General features: G+C 31.6%; 12 protein-coding genes. 1 reads left to right on the forward strand and 11 read right to left on the reverse strand.

Annotated elements, in window-relative coordinates; all coding sequences use genetic code 11:
• Positions 1-71: 71 nt before the first annotated feature.
• From J3S90_RS07280 to J3S90_RS07320, 9 genes are all read right to left on the reverse strand, one after another.
• Positions 72-623, reverse strand: coding sequence for a hypothetical protein (locus J3S90_RS07280; RefSeq protein ID WP_210645643.1), 552 nt, complete (start codon positions 621-623; stop codon positions 72-74).
• A gap of 66 nt (positions 624-689) precedes the next feature.
• On the reverse strand, positions 690-1,238 hold the full coding sequence (locus J3S90_RS07285) for a PepSY-associated TM helix domain-containing protein (RefSeq protein ID WP_210645644.1): 549 nt from the start codon (positions 1,236-1,238) through the stop codon (positions 690-692).
• A gap of 125 nt (positions 1,239-1,363) precedes the next feature.
• Entirely contained in the window at positions 1,364-3,757 is a 2,394-nt protein-coding gene (locus tag J3S90_RS07290; protein WP_210645645.1) for a TonB-dependent siderophore receptor, read from the reverse strand.
• 246 nt (positions 3,758-4,003) lie between these two features.
• Positions 4,004-6,334: a type IA DNA topoisomerase gene (locus tag J3S90_RS07295; protein WP_210645646.1), complete on the reverse strand. Its 2,331-nt coding sequence runs from the start codon at positions 6,332-6,334 to the stop codon at positions 4,004-4,006.
• Between the two features lie 516 nt (positions 6,335-6,850).
• Entirely contained in the window at positions 6,851-8,791 is a 1,941-nt protein-coding gene (locus J3S90_RS07300; protein WP_210645647.1) for an oleate hydratase, read from the reverse strand.
• Between the two features lie 90 nt (positions 8,792-8,881).
• Positions 8,882-9,754 carry an AraC family transcriptional regulator gene (locus J3S90_RS07305; RefSeq protein ID WP_188050156.1) on the reverse strand — a complete coding sequence of 291 codons (873 nt, stop codon included), beginning with the start codon at positions 9,752-9,754 and terminating at the stop codon, positions 8,882-8,884.
• Between the two features lie 366 nt (positions 9,755-10,120).
• The gene (locus J3S90_RS07310; protein ID WP_210645648.1) at positions 10,121-10,606 is read right to left on the reverse strand and encodes a DUF6265 family protein; all 486 of its coding nucleotides are present in this window, start codon (positions 10,604-10,606) and stop codon (positions 10,121-10,123) included.
• A gap of 106 nt (positions 10,607-10,712) precedes the next feature.
• Positions 10,713-11,306 carry a hypothetical protein gene (locus tag J3S90_RS07315; RefSeq protein ID WP_210645649.1) on the reverse strand — a complete coding sequence of 198 codons (594 nt, stop codon included), beginning with the start codon at positions 11,304-11,306 and terminating at the stop codon, positions 10,713-10,715.
• 253 nt (positions 11,307-11,559) lie between these two features.
• The gene (locus J3S90_RS07320) at positions 11,560-13,221 is read right to left on the reverse strand and encodes a sensor histidine kinase (protein WP_210645650.1); all 1,662 of its coding nucleotides are present in this window, start codon (positions 13,219-13,221) and stop codon (positions 11,560-11,562) included.
• A 447-nt stretch (positions 13,222-13,668) separates the two neighbouring features.
• On the opposite strand from J3S90_RS07320, the gene prfA reads away from it, so the two are divergent.
• Entirely contained in the window at positions 13,669-14,745 is a 1,077-nt protein-coding gene (gene prfA, locus J3S90_RS07325; protein ID WP_188050163.1) for a peptide chain release factor 1, read from the forward strand.
• A gap of 82 nt (positions 14,746-14,827) precedes the next feature.
• Here the strand turns inward: prfA and J3S90_RS07330 are convergent, their stop codons facing one another.
• Both J3S90_RS07330 and J3S90_RS07335 read right to left on the reverse strand, forming a co-directional pair.
• A complete protein-coding gene (locus J3S90_RS07330; RefSeq protein WP_210645651.1) occupies positions 14,828-15,169 on the reverse strand; it encodes a hypothetical protein in 342 nt (113 codons plus the stop codon).
• Between the two features lie 11 nt (positions 15,170-15,180).
• Complete coding sequence (locus J3S90_RS07335; RefSeq protein WP_210645652.1) at positions 15,181-15,432, reverse strand: hypothetical protein; 252 nt, start codon at positions 15,430-15,432, stop codon at positions 15,181-15,183.
• Positions 15,433-15,730 lie beyond the last annotated feature (298 nt).

The following is a 15,730-nucleotide window of genomic DNA, read 5'->3' on the forward strand; positions in this document are numbered from 1 at the left end:
ATTAAAAAATCCCAATTCTGATTATTCAGAATTGGGATTTTTTATTTTTATTTGAAAGGTATAGTAAAAAATTACTTTTTCTTTAAAAAGTAGATAACTTGACTGTAATAATCTTCACCATAAAATTTCATGAAATCTCCATTAGATTTGAGAATAAAGAAAGCAGCACAATTTTCGTGAAGCGTAAATACTTTATTATAGAAAAATCCTGAGTCTAAAATAAAATTTACTTTCTCTTTATCAAAGTTATCTTCCATATAAACGAAGAAATCAATAGTATTGTTTTGGGCACTGATTGATTGGGAAATTTTTATTTTATTGTCAATTTGAATTGATTTTTTTCTTTTATTTATTTCTGGTGAAATACAATTTTCTGCTTTCTGACTGTAATTTATTAATATGTTTTTATCTTGGGGCAAAGTAGTGTTTAATTCCTTTTCAAATAAAGCTCTAATTTCTTTGTATTGGGTGGCGTCTAATGTTCCTGTGAAAGATTTTACGCTTTCTTTATATTTCTCATTGAATTGGTTGTTCGTCCTAAGTTTGCTATTTTTTTTAGAAATACAAGAAGTAGATAATAATAACACAAAAAGGCAAAGTAAATTTTTTAGAGAGAGCTTCATATTTCAATGTAGATAATTGTTTTCTATTTGTAATTTGGCAAATTATTTTAGCAGTACTTGTTTCTACTAAGATAATAAAAATAAGAATAGTAAGGGAAATAAAACTCCAGCTAAAGCTAGTTTCCAACCCCGTTCTTTAAAGCTGAATTTTCCGCCTTTAATCATTATAGTTCCAGTTAATGCTATTGCGATTAAACTCAACGCAAAAATATCAGAATAATATATCCAAAAATTAGAAGTGCTCTTATGCAATTTCATCGCTTGACTAATAATTGGTGTTTTTATAAAAGTTACCATTTCCCCTTTTCCTGTTTTTAGGTCAATTTCTAGATCATGATTTTCAAACGAAATTTTCAAACTCCCTTTTTTAATGCTGTGTTTTCGGAGTTTATCATCGATTCCTAATTTTACACCCAACGCTTCAGCAAATTTTTCATTTATTTGGTTCTCCTTTGGAAGTTGCACCTGAATCATTTTAGTTTCCGTTGTATATTTTTCCGGATGCCAAGAATCTCTATGATTCATCATCAATCCAGAAAAGGCAAAGGAAATTATAAGACCAATATAAAAATAGCCTAAATCTCTATGTAAATTACGGAAGTTTTTCTTTTTCATTTTATGTGTTCGATTTCTATTTGCGAAAATAACTTATTCTGATATAAAAAATAAAAACTTTTTTCTGCAAGATCAATTTGTGACCTTACAGAAAAAAGTTTTTTATAATTCTATTTTAAGTTTTCTTAAAATTTATATTTTAATGAAGTCATTACTTGACGAGGAGCAATTGGATTTACACTGTAGTTTTCATGCACCGTATAATTTAACTCATCTGTAATATTAGATAATTTGCATAAGATTGAAAATTTCCCCCATTGGTAACCAGCAGAAATATCGATTGTTGTGTAACCATCTAAAGGAATTTCTCTATCAAATATACCATTTGGTTCGCTTGATTTATATTGGTTGTTCCATCCGCCAACACGTTTCCCGATATAATTTGCAGAAGAACCAATTGATAATCCTTTTAATATTCCGGAAGGCAATGTGTAAAAGAAACTTAAATTAGCTGTATTTGCAGGTGTTCTTGTCAAACGATCACCTTCAATAGCACTTCCTTGAAGACCTGAAGTTTTAGTATAACGCATGTCATTGTAGCTGTATCCTGCCATAATGCTTAAACCTTCTGTAGGTCTTGCTGTAATATCTAGTTCAACTCCTTTACTTTTTGTTGCACCACTTAATACTTTTATAGAGGAATCAGTATTGCTTGATCCGTCTGCTTTAAACTCAGCAGTTTGTGCTAAATTACTGTTCTCAATTTGGTATAAAGTAACATTTGTACTCAAGAAACCTCTCCAGAAATCTTTCTTAATTCCCAATTCATATTGGTCAATTATAGATGGTTTAATTACTTTTAGATCTACTGTTGTTCCTGAGTTTGGTGTAAACGAGTTGGAATAACTAGCAAACAACGACATGTCTTTAGTAGGTTGGTATACTAAACCAATTTTTGGAGTAAAGGCTTGATCAATACGTTTTGCATCTTCCTTTATTACTATAGGAGTTTTAGTTAAATCTTGACTAGTTGCTTGCGCTTCTTGCCATGACCAACGAATTCCTGCAAGTACTTTAAATTTTTCAGTAAGAGAAATTAAATCTTGTGCATAGATTCCGAAACGGTTGGTATCTGTTTTTACAATTTTAGTATTTGTCCCTTCTGGTATTGCTCCGCCTTGATTGAAATTATCAAGGTCAAATATATTTCCACTACCATAAGTATTTGGTGTAAAAGTGTATGTATATCCTTGAGAAAAAGAATTTTCAAAATCAATTCCAGTAAACAATTGATGCTTTACGCTACCAGTTTGAAAATTACCTTGTACGCTAAATTGTTCTCCAATAATTTGTTCTGAATTTTTATTTTGACCTAATGGACGACCCCAGTCACCGTTTGCTGCTGGTTGAACACGTTCTGTTCCTTTTGATGTTCTTTCAAAGTTTTGAAATGAACTATTAAAATTCAATTTCCAATTTTCATTGAACTCATGTTTTACTAATCCAGAAACACTCGCTTGTCTAGTTTGCCCATTAGACCAATCAGCACCTAAGTAAGTATTTCTTGGAATATCAACAATAGTTTTTCCAATAATACCTGTTCCAAAATCGGGAGTCCAATTGTCATGTAAATAATCTCCTTGTAATACAATTTCTGTTTTATCACTCGCTTTAAAAAGCACAGATGGATTTATATAGTAACGTTCTTTTTTCACCACGTCTCTAAAACTTTCAGAGTTCTCGTAAGAACCGGTAAAACGGTATGCAATATGTTTGTCTAAAGGACCATAAATATCAATTGATGGCTTATAGAAAGAATTACTTCCAATTTGCATGCTAATTTCACCACCACTTTTAAATGAAGGTTTTTTGGTAACCATGTTTACGATACCACCTGGAGCAACGTTACCAAATAATAAGGCAGCACTTCCTTTAAGTACTTCCACTCTTTCAAGCGAAGAAACTTCCGGCATCGAACCGCTATTCAAACGGAATCCATTTTTAAACATATTGTTCGAAGACATATCATATCCTCTAGACCAGAAGGTTTCTGATGCGCCTCCACGTGCTGAACCAACATAAACACCATTTATATTTTTGATTACATCGCTCAATCGTACCGACTGTTGTTGTTCAATAACATGATGTCCTATAATTTGAAGACTCTGTGGCAAATCAATTGGTTTAATATTCAAACCAGATAAAACAGTTTCTTTTTTCTTATTTGGGGTTTGTTTAATTCTAATTACCAATTCTTTTAAAGCGGTAATTTCTTCGATTAATTTAAACTCCACAAAATTAGTTTGATTTGGTAAAACTTTAATCTCTTTAGATTGTCTCTTCATTCCGATACCATCTAATGTAATAGTATGGCTTCCTATTGGAAAATTTTTGAAACTAAACTCACCATTATCATTAGTTTCAGTAGTTTTTGCTTCTTTGCCTAATTTAATAGCAATTCCTTTTAGCGGAAATCCATCGGCAGAAAGTATTCTACCTTCGATAATTCCGGTTTCTTGTGCTTGTATGTAAAATGATGTTAATAATAAGATGAAAAGGACTTTAATTTGATTGCTCATGATTCTTTATTTGGAATAATTAAAAATAACGATGCAAATATAAAACCTCATTTTGAATCCACAAAGCTTATTTAGATTAAATATCAATAATAAATCTTATTGATTGTTAATTATATGAAAATCAGTGTTTTGTTTTAAATATTTAACATTTGTAGAGATTATTAAAGGTCTTTATTAACTTCAATTCACTCTAATAATCTGAGAAGTATAAAAATTTATAGGAGCATAAAACTTACTTGGAGTCAGTTATTTAGCACTATTTTTTAGGATTGTATGAACAATTTCTTTTGTAGGTTTTTGATCTTTTAGTTTTGACCTGACTTCATCAAAAGTTACTTTAAAATCGCATCCCAACTTATATTGGCTACAGCCATAAGCAGTTTTGCCTTTTAAAATACTTCCTTTTGCACACTTTGGACAAATCAATACATCCGAAGCAGATTTGGATTGATCTGCTGGACTAGAAGCAATTGTTTTTTTAGGTTCTAATTTAATTTGGAAGTTTTCATCAAAACGGAGTAAACCCTCAACAACTCCAGTTTCAGTTTTAAAGTCTTTTAAATTTACTGTAGCCCCTTTTTGAATCAATCTTAAATATTGATTCTCGGAGATTTTTTTATCAGCAAATATATAAGGTAGCACAAACGTACATCCCGATTTATAGTTGCTGCAACCGTAAGCTGATTTTCCTTTTATAAGAGAACCGTTTTTACATTTCGGACAAATTTCTGCCAAAATTCCTGCCGCTTTCTTTTTCTCTGCTTTGACGACTTCTTTCTGAGGAGCTTGTGCGTGAGAAATATTGGCGTGTCGCTTTTCACTACGCACTTCATCGACCAAGACTTCAATCATGCGTTTCATATTATTGATAAAAGAACCAGCGCTATAGTTTCCTTTCTCTATATCTTTTAATTGCTTTTCCCAAGAACCCGTAAGTTCAGCCGATTTGACTAATTCATTCTGAATCGTATCAATCAATTGAATACCAGTAGGTGTTGGCAATACTTGTTTTTTATTACGAATAATGTATTGTCTCCTAAAAAGAGTTTCTATAATATTAGCTCGCGTTGATGGACGTCCGATACCGTTTTCTTTCATCAATTCGCGTAAATCTTCATCATCCACTTGTTTTCCGGCTGTTTCCATGGCGCGAAGTAAAGTAGCTTCTGTAAACTGATTGGGTGGTTTTGTTTCCTTTTCTAAAAAGGAAGGTTGGTGCGGGCCTTTTTCGCCCACAATAAAACTAGGAAGTATATCAGCCTCTTTTTCCTTTGAGTTAGTACTGAGCGGAGTCGAAGTATCAAAAACAACACGAAATCCTTTTTTTAAGATCTCTTTTCCAGTGGTTTTAAAAGTTACATCGGCTGCTTTTCCCAAAACGGTGGTATTGGCTACCAAACAATCATCATAAAAAACGGCAATAAAACGTCTTGTAATAATATCATAAACCTGTTGCTGATTGTATTGCAACTTATTTTGAACTCCTGTTGGAATAATTGCGTGGTGATCTGTTACTTTTTTGTCATTAAAAACCTTAGGTGATTTTTTAATTTTTTTTCCTAATAATGGTTGTGTCAATTCGCCATAATTAGTTAAATTCTGTAAAATACCAGACACTTTCGGATAAATATCGCTTGGTAAAAAAGTGGTGTCTACTCTAGGATACGTAACTACTTTTTGTTCATATAAGGTTTGTACAATTTTTAAAGTTTCATCTGCTGTAAACCCAAATTTGGTATTGCAATAGACCTGTAATCCAGTTAAATCAAATAACTTAGGAGCAAACTCATTTCCGTTCTTTTTTTCGACAGCAATAATTTCAAAATCACTTTCCTTGACTTTATTGGCTAAAAGTTCCCCGTCTTCTTTGTTTGTAAAACGACCTTCTTCATAACTAAAAAGTGTTTCTCTATATAAAGTTTGTAATTCCCAGTAGGGTTGTGGTTTAAAATTTTCAATTTCCTTAAACCGATCTACTACCATGGCTAATGTTGGCGTTTGTACGCGACCAATAGATAAAACTTGTTTGTAACCACCATGTTTTACGGTGTACAAACGCGTCGCATTCATACCCAGCAACCAATCGCCAATGGCTCTAGAAAATCCAGCATAATATAAATTATCGTATAAAGCAGATGGCTTTAAGTTTTGAAAACCTTCTTTAATGGCTTCGGTTGTCAAGGATGAAATCCACAAGCGTTGCACTTCGCCTTTGTATTGCGCTTCATTCATCACCCAGCGCTGTATGAGTTCTCCTTCTTGTCCAGCATCACCGCAGTTGATAACTAATGTGGCTTTGTCAAATAAAGATTTTATAATTTTAAACTGCTTTTGAATTCCAGAGTTTTCTACTACTTTGGTCTCAAATTTTTCAGGTAGCATGGGCAAATTATTCAAATCCCAACTTTTCCAATGTGGTTTATAATCGTTGGGTTCTTTTAAGGTGCATAAATGTCCAAAAGTGTAGGTCACCGCATAACCATTCCCTTCATAATAGCCATCGTGTTTGGTATTGGCACCTAATACAGATGCTATTTCTCTTGCTACACTTGGTTTTTCGGCAATACAGACCTTCATTTGATACTAATTATTTGAAGCCGCAAATTAGGAATTTAGAACTTGGTATCGAAATGAAATTTTAGAGAGTTATACACGAATTAATGATTGCTAGGAACGCGCTTCATCACATTTGCTATATCGGTTCTGATAATTTGCTGGGTTTACTTTTGTTAGCCACATCGCTCTATTTCTGGTAATGAATTGGATTGTGTATTTATGTTGTTTGCCCAGCGTTTGTAGCAAATTTTGGGGTATTCAAGCAGCAGGATTACAATATTTTATCTAAAATATAGATTTTTAGTTTGTAACTAAAAAAAGCTACAAGAAATATTTTCTTGTAGCTTTTTTGTTTTAGTGTAGTTTATTATTGTTTTCACGCATTGCAAATCCTCTTATTGTGGGATATCAAAACACCATTATGTGATAGCGTTACATTTTTAAAACTCATCTTTCTAGTTTTTAATTTGAAATAATTATTAAATTGAAAAAAGAAGGGATTGAGTAATTACAAATCCGTTTTTGGAGTCTATTTTTTTAAACTTTTAATTCTTTCATCCAATCTTGAAATTTGTTTAATTGTTCTGCGAAAAAAGATTCGTGTTCTTCTTTTTCTTCATCGGTATTCACCAAAATATGTTCGTAATAAGTTCCTTTTAACACTCTTCTTAGGATTCCTTCTCCGAAAATAGGTTCGTAATCATTTAACGATTGAGTTGCTTTTAATATTTGTCGGATATCATATTGTAGTGGATTGATATCAGGAACTTGTTTGTTTAAATTCAATAATTTATAAACCGCTATTCTTGCTGTTCTTACCGAACTTTCCATCGTGAAAACAATATCGTTGTTTGTTTCTACAAATTGTCCTACTAAACCTAAATTGCTACAACCTTCGGGAACAACTCTTGGACGATCACCTTGGGCTCTTGGCATAAACATAGAGGTAATGTACGGTAAATAAGAAGATCTAACAATTGTGTTTTCTACTACGTTATCTAGCTGATTTATAATTCCTAAATGATAAGATAGCTCCGCTAAAATTTCATCTCCTGTGCACTGTGGCATTGTTTTTTTAATGTAATTACCTTCCTTATCCATAAACAAAGAATATACCCAAACTACTAAAATATCATCGGGTTGCGTAGGAAAATGAGGCTGTCTGTTGCAAGTAAAACTCATTAACCAATTAGAATCTGTAATGGTGATAATTCCGCCACTTGCTGTTTTTCCTGAGTAGGGATCGTTAACGCAAAGTTCTTTTAATTTCTCTGTAAAAGCGGATGGTTTGCAAGTTAATGTTGCAGATTCCCAACCAGATTTTTCAATATTGGAACAGAATTTTTCTGGTTTACCGAATACTGGAGATTTTGCAGCTAAATTTTTCCAAAGTTTCCAGCCGCCACTTTGTCCGCTAGTGCTGTTGTCAATTGCAATTACGGGTGCTGTTTTGTTATCACCATAAAAAGTGTCTTCTGTCATAGAACCTGTGGTTACAATCACATAATCTTTTTTGCCTACTGGGATCTTTACTTCATTACCATCTCTTTCAGCAATAATTCCTTCCACTACTTTTCCTTCTGTATCAATATGAATATCTAAGTCTTTTACTAATGTATTCAACTCAATTTTAACTCCTTTTCCTTCAAGAAATTTTCTCAATGGCGTTATGTAGGTGTCGTATTGGTTATACTTTGGAAAAACCAGGCAAGAGAAATCTTTCATACCATCTATAGCATGTAAAAAGCGATGCATGTAAAGCTTACATTCTAACAAACTATGCCAGTTCTCAAAGGCAAACATAGTACGCCAAAAAAACCAAAAATTACTATTTAAAAACGATTCGCTAAAATAATCTTGAATAGTTAAATCATCCAATTCTTCTTTTTTCTTCATCAATAACTTGACGATTGCCAATTGGTCTTTTTTTTCTAAACCAAACTTGCTAAAATCTTTTATTTGTCCTTGATTATGAATTAAACGGGCTTTTGAATAATTAGGATCGTTATCGTTCACTAATCGATATTCGTCTAAAACACTGTAAGGTTCTGGCAATTCTAGAGCAGGAATATCTTGAAAAATATCCCACAGATTTTCATAGGTCATATCCATTTCACGTCCACCACGTATAATATATCCATCTTTGGCATTTCCAGCACCATCCATAGAGCCACCGTCAACAGACAATTGGTCTAGGAAAACAATATTTTCCCCAGGAATACGTCCATCGCGGATAAAATAATAAGCTGCAGACATTCCTGCAATTCCACTTCCCACAATATATACTTTGCTTTTGTCGAAAGATGCGGAGGGAATGCCTTTGTTTCGTTGGTAATTTCCGATTTGATCAGAAAAAGGCATCGTTTTTTGTTGGCTGTTCACTTGTACTTCTTTACTGGAATCGGGTTCGTGGTTTACTTTCCCAAATTGTTCTGAAGCATTTAGTATTTTATCAAATTTTGAAGTATTTGGTTTCATGTTCTTTAATTTTTTTATTGATTAGAACAAATTTACCGTTATGTTTAAATTAACTTATATCCCCAAATTCATCATATCTAACCTTAAATTCTAAACGTCTTCTCGGATTCTATATTCAGAAGGCGAAATGGTAGTATACCTTTTAAAGAATCGTCCGAAAGCAGAATTGGAATTAAACTGAAGACGGTAAGCAATTTCTGAGACCGTGAGTTCTGGTGTGCTTAATAAAACAAAAGCCTCTTTTAATAAAGCTTCATCTATAATTTGATGTGGTGTTTTCCCAGTTGCTTTTTTTGACAAAACAATCAAGTGTTTGTTGCTGATGAATAATTGATTGGCATAAAAGTCAACTTCTTTATGTTTACTACTATTTTCATTTACTAATGTCATAAATTTATAAAACAAACTGTTGTTTAAGGGATGATTTTCCGTAGATTGAGTTTTATATTGATCTATAATATGGGCGGCTTCCAATAACAGATTTACAATGATTGTGCGTATAATATCCTCTACAAATTTTCCGTTCCTTTTAGACTGTTCCTTTAAGTAATTAAGAATATTATGCAATTTTTCGGCTTCTACTTCATTCGAATTAATTACACTGTAATAGGAGTGTTGGAACAGTGATAGTTTTTCTATAAAAAATGGATTAGCCATATTTTTAAGTAAAAAATTATTTTCGAAAAACAGTAATTTAATTTCAAGATCTATACTTACAGCTTTAAAACGAACTATGGTTGATGGGGCAGAAATGAAAAAACTATTTTTTGTTATCGTATAGAGTTTATTATTTATTTCGATAGTGATTTCTCCATTGATACAGATACAAATGGAATAAAAATCCATCCGAAAGCTTTTGTCAGGAAATTCAAAAATGGTGTTACCAGAAGATACATAATAGGGTTGGTGACAATCAACTCCATAAAATAAAAGAGTATCGCGTAAGTTTTCGTAATTTTTCAATTTGATTTCATTTTTGAATCTGCGGCGCAATTACAGCCTTAAGTCTTGATGCTTGCCAATGCTTGCGATTTAAGAGGCGTAATTTTTAAATTATTAACAAATTTTCTAACTACGAAACTAGTTGTACATAAAGTATAAAATCCCAATCAATGTAAACGGCTTATGCTTCCTGTTTTTCTATTAATTGAGAATAGGATTCCAATATAATTATTAGGAGATTAAACACCATATTGCAGATTTTTAATCTATCCTGAAAAGTTCGTCTTATTTATTTAAGTGCTTTATTCACTGTTGTTAACAAGGTTTTTAATATTAATTAAATTTAAGGAAGGCAAAAGTAAAAAGATATGATTCAAAGTCGATACGTTACTTACGTTTACCCATTTTATATTTCTCGCTACTTGCTTTTCCTTGCTGTATTCCAGAAATTTCAGCAACTAAACTGTCTTTTGAAATGTGAGTGTAGCTAATTTTTTGTGGATAATCATTTTTTAGATTTTCGAAAACCAATTGTTTATCGGTAGCTGTTATTAGATTGAAAGCAACAGGCTTGTCATCATTTTGTCCTTGTACAGTTGCTATATAGGTTAGTGTTTCGCCTTTTTGTTGCAAGCGAATGGTTTCATAGTGCAAGGTATCTTTTAGTTTTATAAAGTGAGAAGTAGCTTGATACGTACTGTCATTTACTTTTGACCAATTTTCAGTGAGTGAACCATCTACTGATTTGTCTTCCCAATTTCCTAAAAGCCAATGCGCTAATTTGATTTTATCTTTTTCATTTGCTTCAGAATCTACTTTTTTACAAGCACTAAAAGCTACAAGAAATACGAGTAATGCAATTTTATTTTTCATAGATTTGAAATTAGAAGGTTTAAAGTGAAAACAAAAATAGGAAAAAGACATCGTCCAGCCTATCTAAATTGCAAACTAGAGCTTATAAGCTCGCAGTAATGTTATTTTAAAATAAGGAAATTAGTAGTCCAGAGGTCACTATAACTAAAACTAATAAACATCCATATCCTTGAAAATTCTTTTGACTCTTATCTTGTAATACTATTTTAAAATAGGGTCTAGTCGTATTTTTTAAATTCTTTGACATCAAATTGTAATTCGTTATTTCCATAGAATTAATTACAATTTTTTTAGAGTCAAAAAATTCAATAGTGATTTTTAGACCGCTATATATATCTATTTGACTAAAATTATGAGAGCTTTTTATTTTATAATTGTCTTCAGTTACTTTTTTTATATTTTTAAATTCTATCTTTTTAGAGTAGAATAGTAACGGATACGATAGTATTAAATTTTTATTTGTAAGCACAATCTTTTTTGAACGCAAAAGCATATAAGTACAAGCCAGTACCATGGACAAGAATATAAATACTATAACGCCTTTTACAACCTCATTTTGACCCTCATTAGGATTTGTTTTTGAACTGTATATCAAATAAGTTAGTCCTAAGGAGAATAAAATTCCAAATAAATAGTAGCCAATTTGAAGTAAGCTTGGCACTGAAATTATTTTATGATCTTCGTTTACTTTTTCTTTCAATTTTTTTGACTAATTAGTAAATCTAAATACTTCTCTTTTCTCTAAATTGAGAAATATATAATACCACTATAATTTTCAAAAATAATACTAATACAATTTTCTCTATTAATAAACATTTCAAAATACGGAGTCTCAAAATTACTATTTATTTAAATTCAAATTATAAAATTTATAAGATAAAAATTACAATCGATATAACTAAACTAATTTTAGAACTAGAATTAAGTAAGTTGGTTAGTTTTATTTTAAATAATTACTGTTGAGCAGGAATGTAAATGTCAAATTGTGCGCCTTCATTGATTTTTCCTTCAGCAGTGATAAGTCCATGGTGATTTTCAATTATTTTTCTTGCGATCGTTAGTCCAATTCCTGTTCCTGGGTATTCTTTTCTATCGTGTAAACGTTGAAATATTTCGAAAATTTTATCTTTATATTCTGCTTCAAATCCTATTCCATTATCTTTTATAGTGATATGGTAGTAATCTTTTTTTAATATATAATCAATAGCAGTTGTTGGATCATATTTGATGAAATTGCACATGATTACAATATGTGGTTTTTTTCCTGGAATTGAAAATTTAAGGGAGTTACTTATTAAATTTTGAATCAGTTGTCTAAATTGAAACGGAATGATATTTATCTCACACAAATCTTTAATCTCTATCGTAGCGTCTTTATCTTGTAGCTCTTCTTTGAGCATTTCTAACGCTTCATTCACTACTTGATTTAAATCGCTATTTACAAATTTTCTTTGTGTTGTATTTGTTCTTGAATAGGCAAGTAGGTCATTTATAAGCGTTTGCATGTGCAAGGCAGAAAGCTTTGTTCTTTCTACATAATATTTACCCATTGCAGATAAATTGTCATACTCTTCTACAAAGATTCTTCCAGAAAAAGACTGGATTTTTCGTAAAGGTTCTTGCAAGTCATGACTAGAAATATAGGTAAACGATTCTATTTCCTTATTGGCAATTAATAATTCGTTAGCACGCTTTTCTTTTTCTTTATTTTGAAATTCTAGCTCCTCGTTGGCAATGATTAGCTCTTCAGCTCGTTTCTGCTTTTCCTGATTTTGATACGCTAATTCTTCATTGGCAATTATTAACTCGGCGGCACGTTTCTCTTTTTCTTTATTTTGAAATTCTAGTTCGGTGTTGGCTACAATTAATTCTTCCGCTCGTTTTTGTTTTTCTTGATTTTGGTAGGCAAGTTCAAGATTTGCAATAATTAATTCGGCTGCACGTTTTTCTTTTTCTTTATTTTGAAACCCTAATTCCGTGTTGGCTACAATTAATTCTTCTGCTCGTTTTTGCTTTTCTTGATTTTGGAAGGCTAGTTCTTGATTAGCAATAATTAATTCAGCAGCACGTTTTTCTTTTTCTTTGTTTTGATACTTAAGTTCGGTGTTGGCTATAATTAATTCTTCCGCTCTTTTTTGCTTTTCTTCATTTTGATAAGCTAGTTCTTGATTAGCAATAATTAATTCGGCGGCACGGTTTTCCTTTTCAATATTCTGAAACTTAAGTTCGGTGTTGGCTACAATTAGTTCTTCCGCTCGTTTTTGCTTTTCTTTATTTTGATACGCTAATTCTTGATTAGCAATGATTAATTCAGCGGCACGATCTTCCTTTTCATTATTTTGAAACTCAAGTTGCGTGTTAGCTACAATTAGTTCTTCTGCTAGATTCTGCTTTTCTTGATTCTGAAAAGCTAATTCTTGATTAGCAATGACTAATTCAGCGGCGCGATTTTCTTTTTCTTTATTTTGAAAAACAAGTTTAGCATTAGCTATAACTAACTGCGCTTCACGTGTTTTTGTTTCAATAATTTGTAACGCTAGATTTTTATTTGCTGTTAATAATTGAGAGGAATAGTTCTCTTCATCGTCATTCTTAGAAGTAATTACTGTAGGCATAGGAACTATTTTTTTACTTATTTATTTTTTTAAAAGCAAACCAAAGGTAGTATAAGAACTTACTTTATTTTTCAATTTCATTTATCTTTTAATAATTAAATTGTAAGGAATGTATTTTTCTTAAAAATGGAGAATAAATTATTGTTTATCGTAGACTATTTTTACACCACTATAATTAAATATTAAAATGAAAACTCTTGTTAGAAATTAACAAGTACTCCCCATTTGATACTAGTTTAGTTATTATAAAACCTTAGCCCTGATTACAGCGATATCCTTTTATTTTAGTTTGGAGCGCTAGCGTAAAACTATAATAAAAGATACAAGCGGAAAGCAGGAAATAGCTCCTAAAACTGCATTTATAGTAAAGGAGAAAAATTGAAAAGAGCAAGTATCGAACTATAAATAAAAATTTCGTAATTTTGCACTCCAATAAAAGAACAGAAAATGTTAGATAGACTTCAAATAGTAAAACAACGTTTCGATGAGATCTCGGATTTAATCATTCAACCAGATGTAATCTCGGATCAGAAACGTTATGTGCAATTGAATCAAGAGTATAAAAGTTTAAAAGCTTTGGCAGAAAAACGCGATGAATACGTGGTTTTGATGGCCAATATTGATGAAGCAAACGAAATAATTGCTGATAATAGTGATGCAGATATGACCGAAATGGCCAAAATGCAACTGGATGAAGCCAAAGACAGATTGCCAACTCTAGAGGAGGAAATCAAATTTATGTTGATTCCTAAGGATGCTGAGGATGCAAAAAATGTTATGGTGGAGATTCGTGCCGGAACGGGTGGGGATGAAGCTAGTATTTTTGCAGGAGATCTATTTCGTATGTATACCAAATATTGTGAAAATAGAGGCTGGAGAACTTCGGTTGTAGATATGAATGAAGGAACTTCTGGCGGATTCAAAGAGGTTATTTTTGAAGTAACTGGTGAAGATGTATATGGAACTTTGAAATTTGAAGCTGGTGTTCACCGCGTACAACGTGTTCCTCAAACGGAAACACAAGGACGTGTACATACTTCGGCAGCGACTGTGATGGTGCTTCCTGAAGCGGAAGAGTTTGATGTACAAATTGATATGAATGATGTGCGTGTCGATTTTTTCTGTTCGTCAGGACCAGGAGGACAATCGGTAAATACAACTAAATCGGCAGTTCGTTTGACGCATATTCCTACAGGATTAGTGGCACAATGTCAAGATCAAAAATCGCAACACAAGAATAAGGATAAAGCTTTTGGTGTTTTACGTTCTCGTTTGTACGAACAAGAATTAGCAAAAAAACAAGCCGAAGACGCTGTAAAACGTACATCGCAAGTAAGCTCGGGTGACCGTTCTGCAAAAATTCGTACCTATAATTATTCACAAGGTCGTGTAACGGATCACAGAGTTGGTATGGATGTTTTTGATATGGATGGTGTAATGAACGGAAAAATCCAGAAACTAATTGACGAGTTGCAATTAGTGAACAACATGGAAAAATTAAAGGAAGCCAGCGAAGTTTTCTAAATAAAATATTGAAATATAATATAAATAAAAAACCAGCGGAAATGAGTTCTCGCTGGTTTTTTTTGGATAACTAACTAATTCTTTATTTTGATGGGGAATCTTTTTTTTGCTCTAACTTCTTTTCAAAAGCTAGATTTCTAAAATTTTCATATTTTGCGGTAGCTGGATTTATTTTTTTATCATAAATAGTAACGTCTTCCAGTTTGTCAATTTCAATATTGAGTTCGTTTGATTTTTTATCATAACTCTTTGCAATTGCATTCCAATTCTCAATAGCATTAATTCTGCCAATGTTCGTAACAGAGTCTACAAATCGAACGTAATTATTGGTAACTATTTCCGCTTTTTTTTGTTGATCACTTTTGCAAGAACTAAAACTAAGTGTAATTATAGCAAGGCTTAATAGTATTTTAATTGTTTTCATTTAAGATGGTGTTATAATTTAAATCTGTAAGCTAATTTCAGCGAAACTTGACTTAATCCCTCTTTAACGTTTTGATTTGTAAGCACTGCATAATTATTAAAATGTTCGTAACCTAAACTTATGTCTGTATTGCTTGTTGCCAAACCAATTTCATAGAGAAATGTTTGATCCTGTTTTTCTATTTCCTGAGCATCAACTATTACTATTCCTGAAAATATTGCTAATGCAGTGAATACTTTTTTGATATTCAATATGTTTTTCATGTTTGTTTTTTAAATCAAATGGATGATTTAATGAGATATTATACTTTTTATTTTATAAAAAAGTATGATGCAAAGTTCCGTTTAGATCTTTAAAAATATGTTACATCCATTTAAAAATATCTTACAGAATTTAAAGGTTTTATTCTTTCAAAACTGAAATAAGAATTTTTTGAAGACTACAATAGTTCAAAAATGCTATTATAAGTTAGGTAGTTGTAGGTTTAGAAAAAATATAAATGATTTTTGTTTAAGAAAGGTAGATTTGTGATCAAAAAAGCGAAAGTATAAGATTCTTATT

Origin of the sequence: Flavobacterium flabelliforme (genome assembly GCF_017948675.1) — a bacterium.
GTDB classification, from domain to species: Bacteria; Bacteroidota; Bacteroidia; order Flavobacteriales; family Flavobacteriaceae; genus Flavobacterium; species Flavobacterium pygoscelis.

Excerpts from the sequence above, each read along its gene's own strand:
- J3S90_RS07280 (WP_210645643.1), bottom strand. The coding sequence starts at position 623 with ATGAAGCTCTCTCTAAAAAATTTACTTTGCCTTTTTGTGTTATTATTA.
- J3S90_RS07285 (WP_210645644.1), bottom strand. The coding sequence starts at position 1,238 with ATGAAAAAGAAAAACTTCCGTAATTTACATAGAGATTTAGGCTATTTT.
- J3S90_RS07290 (WP_210645645.1), bottom strand. The coding sequence starts at position 3,757 with ATGAGCAATCAAATTAAAGTCCTTTTCATCTTATTATTAACATCATTT.
- J3S90_RS07295 (WP_210645646.1), bottom strand. The coding sequence starts at position 6,334 with ATGAAGGTCTGTATTGCCGAAAAACCAAGTGTAGCAAGAGAAATAGCA.
- J3S90_RS07300 (WP_210645647.1), bottom strand. The coding sequence starts at position 8,791 with ATGAAACCAAATACTTCAAAATTTGATAAAATACTAAATGCTTCAGAA.
- J3S90_RS07310 (WP_210645648.1), bottom strand. The coding sequence starts at position 10,606 with ATGAAAAATAAAATTGCATTACTCGTATTTCTTGTAGCTTTTAGTGCT.
- J3S90_RS07320 (WP_210645650.1), bottom strand. The coding sequence starts at position 13,221 with ATGCCTACAGTAATTACTTCTAAGAATGACGATGAAGAGAACTATTCC.
- prfA (WP_188050163.1), top strand. The coding sequence starts at position 13,669 with ATGTTAGATAGACTTCAAATAGTAAAACAACGTTTCGATGAGATCTCG.
- J3S90_RS07330 (WP_210645651.1), bottom strand. The coding sequence starts at position 15,169 with ATGAAAACAATTAAAATACTATTAAGCCTTGCTATAATTACACTTAGT.
- J3S90_RS07335 (WP_210645652.1), bottom strand. The coding sequence starts at position 15,432 with ATGAAAAACATATTGAATATCAAAAAAGTATTCACTGCATTAGCAATA.